Genomic DNA, 8141 nt, shown 5'->3' on the forward strand with positions numbered 1-8141 from the left:
CGGGCGTGGCCCGCCAGAACAATTTCGGCGGCCTGTTCGACAGCTATGCCATTCGCGGCTTTGCCGGCGACGAAAGCCAGTCGAGCAATTATCTGCTCAACGGCTTCAGCGCCTCACGCGGGTATGGCGGCGCGCGCGATGCCTCGAACATCGAACGGATCGAGGTGATCAAGGGACCGACCTCGGCCCTCTTCGGGCGCGGCGATCCGGGCGGCGCGGTGAACATCATCACCAAGAAGCCGTATTTCACCAATGGCGGAGAACTTCAGCTTTCAGGCGGCAGCTACAACAACCGCCGCGTGCAGGGTGACGTCAATGTCGCGCTCACCTCGAAATTCGCGGCGCGGATCACCGGGGCCTATGATGAGGGCGACAGCTATCGCCAATATATGCATCACAAGACCTATACGATCTCGCCATCATTCCTGTGGCAGCTCAACGATGCCACCAAGCTGTCCTACGATTTCGAATGGGTCCATCAGCAGGTGCCCTTCGATCGCGGCATCGTGGCGGTCAACGGCAATCTCTACGCCATTCCCCGCACGCGCTTTCTGGGCGAGCCGGGCGATGGCCCCATCACCACCGAGAGCTTCAGCCATCAGCTCCAGATGCAGCACAGCTTCAGCAAGAACTGGACTGTGCTGCTGGGCGCCTCCTATCGCACCTCCTCCTTCAGCGGCTATGCCACCGAGGCGGAGAACACCACCAGCCGCCAGCGCTTCTACACCGACAGCACCAACCTGTCGCGCCAGCGCCGCTATCGCGATTACAACACCACCGACCTGACCTTCCGCGGCGAAGTCGACGGCAAGGCCGAGACCTTCGGCCTCACGCATAATCTGCAGATCGGCGCGGACTGGAACTATTTCACGCTCGACACGATCCAGAACCGCTTCCGCCCGCCCTCTGTGGCCGCGCAGACCACGCTCGCCGCCGGCAATGCCGTCAACGTCTACAATCCGGTCTACGGCAATCTGGCCACCGTGGGCGCCTTCATCAACAGTCTGGAAAAGGACGAGGAAGGCGGCGCCTATCTGCAGGACATGATCGATGTCACCGGCTGGCTGAAGCTGCGCGCGGGCGGCCGATATGACCATTTCGACCAGATCGTGCAGAACCGCATCGGCAACGCCTTTGCCCGCCAGACGCGCAATGCCTTCAGCCCGCAGCTAGGCCTGAGCATCCTGCCCACCCAGTCGCTCACGCTTTATGGCAGCTTCGGCAAGGGCTTCCGGCCCAACATCGGCACCGATGCGAACAACAACGCCTTCCTGCCCGAAAAGACCACGGCCTGGGAGGTTGGCGGCAAACTCTCGGCCTTCCACAATGCGCTGCTGGCCTCGCTTGCGCTCTACACCATGACCAAGACCAATGTGCTGACCGCCGATCCGGTCAATGCGGGCTTCTCGATCGCGGCGGGCAAGGCGCGCAGCCGGGGTGTCGAGGCCTCGGTCAGCGGCAAGCTGCCCTATGGTTTCCGGGTGGACCTCAACTATGCCTACACCGACGCGATCATCGATCAGGACGCGATCGATCCCAACTTCGGCTATTCGCTCCACAAGGGCGACCAGTTGATCAACGTGCCCAAGAACAGTGCCAGCGCGCTGCTGTTCAAGGATTTCACGCTGGCCGGCAAGAAGGCGGATATCGGCGCCGGGATCAATTACGTGGGCCAGCGTGTGGGCGAAACGGGCTATCGCAACGCCAGCGGCGCGATGTTCATGCTGCCCAGCTATACGCTGACCCGCGTCTCGGCCTCGATCGGGTTGACCGAGAAGCTCAAGCTTTCCGGAGAGGTCACCAATCTGTTCAACGTGACCTATTTCCCCAGCTCCTATTCGCGCATCTGGCTGATGCCAGGGGCCCCGCGCCAGTTCATGGTGCATCTGGCCTATAAGATGTAAGCGAGGATGCAGCGCCGCACGGGTCTTGCCCGGCGGCAGCGCATCCCGCAGACATGCGACCCATCACCCCACGCCCGAACCGTCCCATGATGGTTCGGGCGCTGTTTCTGTCCCTTGCAACGGTGGCGCTGACCATGACTCCTCCCGTCTTTCTTCACGTGGGCTCGCCCGAGCGTGGGCGCATCTGGGCCGAAAGGCTGCCGCAGATGATCCCCGGTCTGGAGGTGCGCCAATGGCCCGATGTCGGCGATCCCGGCGAGATCGGCTATGTCGGCGCATGGACCCTGCCCGAAGGGCTGCTCGATGGCCTGCCCAATCTGCGCTTTCTGCTGTCGGTGGGGGCTGGCGTCGATCAGCTCGACCTGAGCGTGGTGCCCGATGGCCTGCCCGTGCTGCGCATGATCGATCCGGCGCTGGCCGAGGGCATGACCGAATATGTCGCGGCGGGCGTCCTGTCGCTGCACCGCGACCTGCATCACTACCGCGCCGCAGCGGCCAGAGGCGAATGGGCTCACCGCCCGCAGGTCCGCGCGGCTGACAGGCGCGTCGGCGTGCTGGGCATGGGGCGCCTGGGGCAATCCGCGCTGACCGCGCTGGCGCCCTTTGGCTTCCGCCTCTCGGGCTGGGCCCGCTCGCGCCATGCCATGCCGGGCGTGGACTGCTTTGCGGGGCAGGAAGAGCTGGCCACCTTTCTGAGCGATCTCGACATTCTGGTCTGCCTGCTGCCGCTGACGCCCGAAACGCGCGGCATCCTCAATGCCGATCTGTTCGGGGCCCTGCCGCGCGGCGCCGCGATCATCAATGCCGGGCGCGGCGCGCATCTGGTGGAAGGCGATCTGCTGGCGGCGCTGGAAGAAGGCCAGATCGGCGCGGCCATCCTCGACGTCTTCGAGAACGAGCCGCTGCCCGCCGATCATCCCTTCTGGCGCCATCCCGCCATCGAGGTCACGCCGCATATCGCCAGCGCCACTCTCCCCGCCTCCAGCGCGATGGTGGTTGCCGAGGCGATCCGCGCGGATCTGGCAGGCGCGCCCCTGCCGGGGCTGGTCGATCCCAAGACCCAATACTGACCACAGGATACTGGCTACAGCCGCCGGGCGGGGCGATCATCCCCGCCCGGCGCTAACCTCAGAACCAGCTCTTGATGCCCAGCACGAAGACACGGGCCGAGGGGCTCTCCCCATCGGCGCGGCGGTAGTCGGCCGTGCGCCCGCCCGCCCATGTCCATGAGACGCCGAGATAGGGCGCGAACTTGCGGCTGAACTCATAGCGCAGGCGAAAGCCCAGTTCGGCCGTAGTCAGCCCCGCGCCCAGCCGCTGCTGCGGCATATCCTGCGCTGAAAGGTTGAACTCCACGCGCGGCTGCAGAACGATGCGGCGTGTCACCCGCTCATCCACCGAGGCCTCGATCCGCCCGGTCCACTGGCCCTTGTCGGAGAGATAGGCCGCCGCCAGCGTCTCGAAGCGATAGGGCGCCAGACCTTCGAGCGCCAGCATCGCATGGGTGCGCACCGGCCCCGTCCCCAGATCCTGACGCACACCCGCCTGCAGGTTCCACCAGGGGCTGATCGCGCGGGAATAGGCGGCTTCCACCTCGGCATCCTCCAGACGGCCGCCGACCGGGCCTTCGCCGCGGCTGCGGACCCAGAGGCGGTTGGTGTCGCCCAGCCAGCCCTCGCCCTCCCAGCGCCAGGAATCGCCGTTCTTGCCGAACTGATATTCGGCAATGTCCATCTTCACCGCGCCATAGAGCGGGGCCGGACGCTCGGTCATCATCGCGTGATGCGCCTGCGCCATCGCCTGCGGATCCCAATAGCGGCTGCCCGCCAGATCATGCGCGACGGGCGGCGGCTCGGCGCTGCCGGGGGACTGGTCGGTGCCCTTGGGCTCGTCGCTCGCCCCCTCCGCAGCCGGAGCGGCAGGCGCTGCTGGCTGATCCGCCGCCTGTTGCGCGGGGGGAGCCGGGGCATGGTGATGCTGATGGCCGCCCATATCCATCCCCGGCATCGTGTCCTGCGCATGGGACATGGCGGGCAGGGCCAGAGCCAGCGCGGCCAGCGCGACGGCGCAGCGATCGGTCATGATCCTGCCCCCCATCACGCCGGACGCACCTGGACGACACGCATCATGCCCATCGCCATATGCAGGAAGAGGTGGCAGTGAAACGCCCAGTCGCCCGGCTCTGCGGTGACATCGAAGCTGGCCTTGCCGCCGGGCTGCACCGTCACCGTATGCTTGCGCGGCGAATGGTCGCCATGGCCGGTGACCAGCTCGAAGATATGGCCATGCAGATGGATGGGATGCGCCATCATCGTGTCATTGACCAGCGTGAAGCGCACCCTCTCGCCCTTGCGCATGGGGATGGGTTCGTGGGCCTGGCTCATGGTCTTGCCGTCCATCGACCACATATAGCGCTCCATGGCGCCGGTCAGATGGACCTCGATCTCGCGTTCGGGCGCGCGCAGATCCGGGTTGGGATGCAACGCCACCAGATCGCGATAGGTCAGCACCTTGTGGCCGACATCGCCCATGCCGATGCCGGGGTCGCTCATGCGATCCTCGGGCATGGCGCTGATCATATCGACGCCCGGCCCCATCTTCACCTGAGGCGCCAGCGAGCCGTCGCGCATCTTCATGGACATGCCTTTCATCGCCCCGCCCGACATATCCATGCCCATATCCTTCATGGTCAGCAGCGGCCTTGCGCGTCGCGGCGGCACCGGCGCCGTCATCCCCGCGGCAGGGGCGAGCGTGGCGCGTGCCATGCCGGAGCGGTCCATCGTCTCGGCGGCGATCGTGTAGGCGCGGTTCTGCGGGGTGACGATCACATCATAGGTTTCGCCTGCGCCAAACTGGAATTCCTCCACGGTGACGGGTTGCACATCCTGCCCGTCAGCGGCCACCACCTGCATCGCCAGCCCCGGAATGCGGACATTGAAGAAGGTCATCGAGGCGGCATTGATGAAACGCAGCCGCACCGGCTCACCGGGGGAGAACAGGCCGGTCCAGTTCTCGTCCGGGCCGTGGCCGTTGGCCAGATAATGCATCACCGAGGCCGTGACGTCGGCGATGTCGGTGGGCGACATGCGCATCTTCGCCCAGCTCAGCCGCTGATCCAGCGACAGCTCATGCCCGGCCATCAGGCCCGACAGCGTCTGGGGCTGGCGGTTGTAGTAATCGGCCTCGACCTTCAGATTGCGCGCGATGCGGGCCGGGTTAACAAAGCTGTGGTCGGACAGCAGCACCACATGCTCGCGCATGGAAGGCAAAAGCGCCGGCAGCGCCTCGGCGGGTTCGATGACGATGGGGGCATAGCAGCCCATCATCTCCTGCAGGCCCGAATGGCTGTGATACCAATAGGTACCGTGCTGGACGATGGGGAACTCATAGGTAAAGCTGGAGCGCGGCGGAATGCCGGGGAAGGACACGCCCGGCACGCCATCCATCTGGAAGGGCAGCACCAGCCCGTGCCAATGCAGCGAGCTTGGCTCATCCAGCTCGTTGATGACGGTCAGGCGTAGCATCTGGCCTTCCTTCAGCTGCAGCATCGGGCCGGGCACGGTGCCGTTGATGGTGATGGCCTTGGCAGGCTTGCCGCCGATGGTCACATGCCCCTTGCCGATGCGCAGGGTGATCGCCTCGCCCGACAGCACTTCGGACTGGGGCAAGGCAGCCGCCCCTTGCGAGAGGGTCTTGGCCCAGCCGGGCGTGGCCTGCCCGGCCAGCGCCACACCGCCAAGCTGACCGGCGGCCCCCAGCAGGGCGCGTCGGTCGATGATCCAGGATGACATGATGTTTCTGTCCCGAAAGATGGTCTGCCTGTTGATACGCGGCCGGGCCATCAACCCCTCAAAAGGGCGGCCAATTTTTCTCGGGCGCGGTGCAGGCGGGTTTCGACCGCCTTTTCGCTGATGCCCAGCAGGCTGGCGACCTCGCTCTGGCTCATGCCCTCCAGCGTGCGCAGCACCAGCACCTCTTTCAGCCTGTCGGGCAGGCGGGCCATCGCCGCCATCGCCCGGCGCAGCTCCTGCGCATCGGCGAGCTGCGTGTCGGCAGCGACCTGCGGCGCGGCGATCTGCGTCGCCTCGTCAAGCGGGCGGGCGAAGCTGAAGAAATCGCGCACCTTGCGGCGGCGGGCCCAGTCATGGCACTTGTTGAGCGTGATGCGCGCCAGCCAATGGGCAAAGGGCCGGGCCCGGTCATAACGCGCCAGCGCGGCAAAAGCGCTGACGAAACTCTGCTGCGTGATGTCCAGCGCGGCATCGTCATCGCCGCAATGGTTGCGGGCAATGCGGAAGACCAGCGCGCGATGGCGGTCGAGCAGCAGGCGATAGGCCGCCTGCCGCCCGGCCATGGCCAACACGGCAAGATCCCCATCGCTGAGCCCGGCCAGATCAGCCAAGAACCGCCTCCCGCCTGCCTGTCCCTGCCATCATTTGGCCGGACCGGTCAGGGCCTTCACGATCGCCGCGTCGAAGCGGTTCGCCTGATCGGGGCGCAGCACGCTGCGCATGGCAAAGACATGCTCCAGCGTGGCTTTCTGCAGCTCCCCCATGGCGTGGTGCGATTTGTCCACGGCACTGGCGACGCGCGGGCCATAGCCATGCTCGGCCTCGATGGCGGCGGCCAGATCGACATTGGCCGCGCGCAATTGCGCCTCCAGCGCGGCCTTGCGCAGCGCGAAATCCTTTTCCAGCCCCTCGACGCGCGCCGACTGGGCGGCATCGAGATTGAGCTGTTCATGCAGCAACTGATGCATCTGGCTTTCCACCGGGCGCGGCGGGGCGATCACCATATGCCCGAGGCAGACCCCGCCGACCGCCGCCACAAAGGCCAGCGCCGCCGCCAGGATCAGCGAGGAGCGCCGGTTCACGGTTCCTCTCCCAACAGGGTGGAGGGCATCAACTCACGCGGCACCCCGATCGGCGTGGCACTGCCCCCCAGCGCCGCCGGAGCCGGCCACGCTGTTGCCAGAACGCCGCCCAGCATGGCCAGCCCGGTCAGTACGCCCAGCGCCCCGCGCGACAGGGCAGGCCGCTGTTCGGCCTCAAGCCCGGCAAAGACCGAGGCATCGATCGCAGCAAGGCGGGGGTCGAGCGGCCTGTCGCCAAGGCCGGCAAGCAGGTGGTCAAGGTCGGTCATGCGCGAAAATCCTCTGGTGCACGCCTCTCCATACGCAGCATCGCGCGGCATCCCTCACGATTTTTGCCCGAAGCGAAAATTTTCGAGGGGTCTTCACCGCCGCTGCGTATCCCCGGAACAACCAAACGGGAGTTTCCTCGATGCGTCATCGTCTTCTCGCCGCCGCCCTGTCTGCCGGTCTTGCCGTTGCCGGCCTTGCCGCCCCCGCCATGGCCCATCCCAAGCTGGTTTCGGCCAAGCCTGCCGAAGGCGCCGCCGCCAGCAATGTCACGCAGGTTTCGGTGACCTTCAGCGAGCCGCTGATGGCCGCCATGTCGGGCATGGACCTGCTGATGACCGGCATGCCGGGCATGGATCACCATCAGCCGATGAAGATGACCGGCGTGAAGACCAGCGTTGCGCCCGATGGCGTGACCCTGCTGGCCAAGCTGGCCCGCCCCCTGCCCGCCGGCACCTATGAGGCCGACTGGCATGTCGTTTCCACCGACACCCATCGGGTGACGGGCAAGTTGACCTTCACCGTCAAGTGATGGACGGGGCGCAGGTCTGGCTGCGCTGGGCGCAGTTCATCGATCTGGCGCTGGTCTTCGGCGTTCCCTTCACGGCATATCTGCTGGGGGAACGCCGGATCGGCAGGGCGTGGCGGCTGGTTTTGGGCATCGGCTGTCTGGCCGGGCTTGGCATCGGCATGCTGGGCTTTCTCGTGACGATGGCCGCGATGATGGGCTGCAGCCTGACCGATCTCGACCGGGATATGGTCATGATGATGGCCTGCCATTCCGCGCTGGGCTGGAGTGTGCTTGCGCGGCTGTGTGCCTTGCTGATCGGCCTGATCCTCGCGCTTTCTGGCCGCGCGCTGGGCCCATTGGCTGCGGTTGCGGGCGTGGCCGCGGCCAGTCTGGCATGGGGCGGTCATGGCGCGGCCTCGCAAGGCAGCGCTGGCCTGATCCGGCTGGCGGGCGACATGGCTCATCTGTGGGGCGGCCTTGCCTGGGTGGGGGCGCTGCTGCTGTTCACCGCCCGGCTGTGGCGCGCTCAGGCTAAGGACGGCGTGGCCCTCTCACAGCTCTTGCGCTCACTCTCCGGCTTTGCGCT

The 8141-nt window shown here is 66.3% G+C and carries 8 protein-coding genes and 1 pseudogene; 4 read left to right on the forward strand and 5 right to left on the reverse strand.

Annotated features, from left to right (window positions below):
* Positions 1 to 1904 (forward strand): TonB-dependent siderophore receptor (locus tag SR3_RS29605; RefSeq protein WP_068094816.1); only part of this gene is annotated, 1904 nt, incomplete at its 5' end.
* Between the two features lie 86 nt (positions 1905 to 1990).
* A complete protein-coding gene (locus SR3_RS29610; protein ID WP_245654158.1) occupies positions 1991 to 2974 on the forward strand; it encodes a 2-hydroxyacid dehydrogenase in 984 nt (327 codons plus the stop codon).
* Positions 2975 to 3032: 58 nt separating this feature from the next.
* On the opposite strand, the gene SR3_RS29615 is transcribed toward SR3_RS29610, so the two are convergent.
* From SR3_RS29615 to SR3_RS29635, 5 genes are all read right to left on the reverse strand, one after another.
* A complete protein-coding gene (locus SR3_RS29615; RefSeq protein WP_068094830.1) occupies positions 3033 to 3986 on the reverse strand; it encodes a copper resistance protein B in 954 nt (317 codons plus the stop codon).
* A gap of 14 nt (positions 3987 to 4000) precedes the next feature.
* The gene (locus SR3_RS29620) at positions 4001 to 5695 is read right to left on the reverse strand and encodes a copper resistance system multicopper oxidase (protein ID WP_068094834.1); all 1695 of its coding nucleotides are present in this window, start codon (positions 5693 to 5695) and stop codon (positions 4001 to 4003) included.
* A gap of 50 nt (positions 5696 to 5745) precedes the next feature.
* On the reverse strand, positions 5746 to 6258 hold the full coding sequence (locus tag SR3_RS29625; protein ID WP_068094836.1) for an RNA polymerase sigma factor: 513 nt from the start codon (positions 6256 to 6258) through the stop codon (positions 5746 to 5748).
* 78 nt (positions 6259 to 6336) lie between these two features.
* Complete coding sequence (locus SR3_RS29630) at positions 6337 to 6777, reverse strand: periplasmic heavy metal sensor (RefSeq protein ID WP_068094817.1); 441 nt, start codon at positions 6775 to 6777, stop codon at positions 6337 to 6339.
* A complete protein-coding gene (locus tag SR3_RS29635; RefSeq protein ID WP_157099211.1) occupies positions 6774 to 7046 on the reverse strand; it encodes a hypothetical protein in 273 nt (90 codons plus the stop codon). Before SR3_RS29635 ends, SR3_RS29630 begins: the two co-directional genes overlap by 4 nt.
* A 140-nt stretch (positions 7047 to 7186) precedes the next feature.
* On the opposite strand from SR3_RS29635, the gene copC reads away from it, so the two are divergent.
* Together copC and SR3_RS29645 are read left to right on the forward strand one after the other, a co-directional pair.
* Positions 7187 to 7576 carry a copper homeostasis periplasmic binding protein CopC gene (gene copC / locus SR3_RS29640; RefSeq protein ID WP_068094825.1) on the forward strand — a complete coding sequence of 130 codons (390 nt, stop codon included), beginning with the start codon at positions 7187 to 7189 and terminating at the stop codon, positions 7574 to 7576.
* Positions 7576 to 8141 (forward strand): annotated as a pseudogene (locus SR3_RS29645) (copper homeostasis membrane protein CopD); the annotation flags it as partial. The gene copC and the pseudogene SR3_RS29645, both read left to right, overlap by 1 nt.

It is taken from the genome of Novosphingobium rosa NBRC 15208, from assembly GCF_001598555.1.
GTDB lineage: Bacteria > Pseudomonadota > Alphaproteobacteria > Sphingomonadales > Sphingomonadaceae > Novosphingobium > Novosphingobium rosa.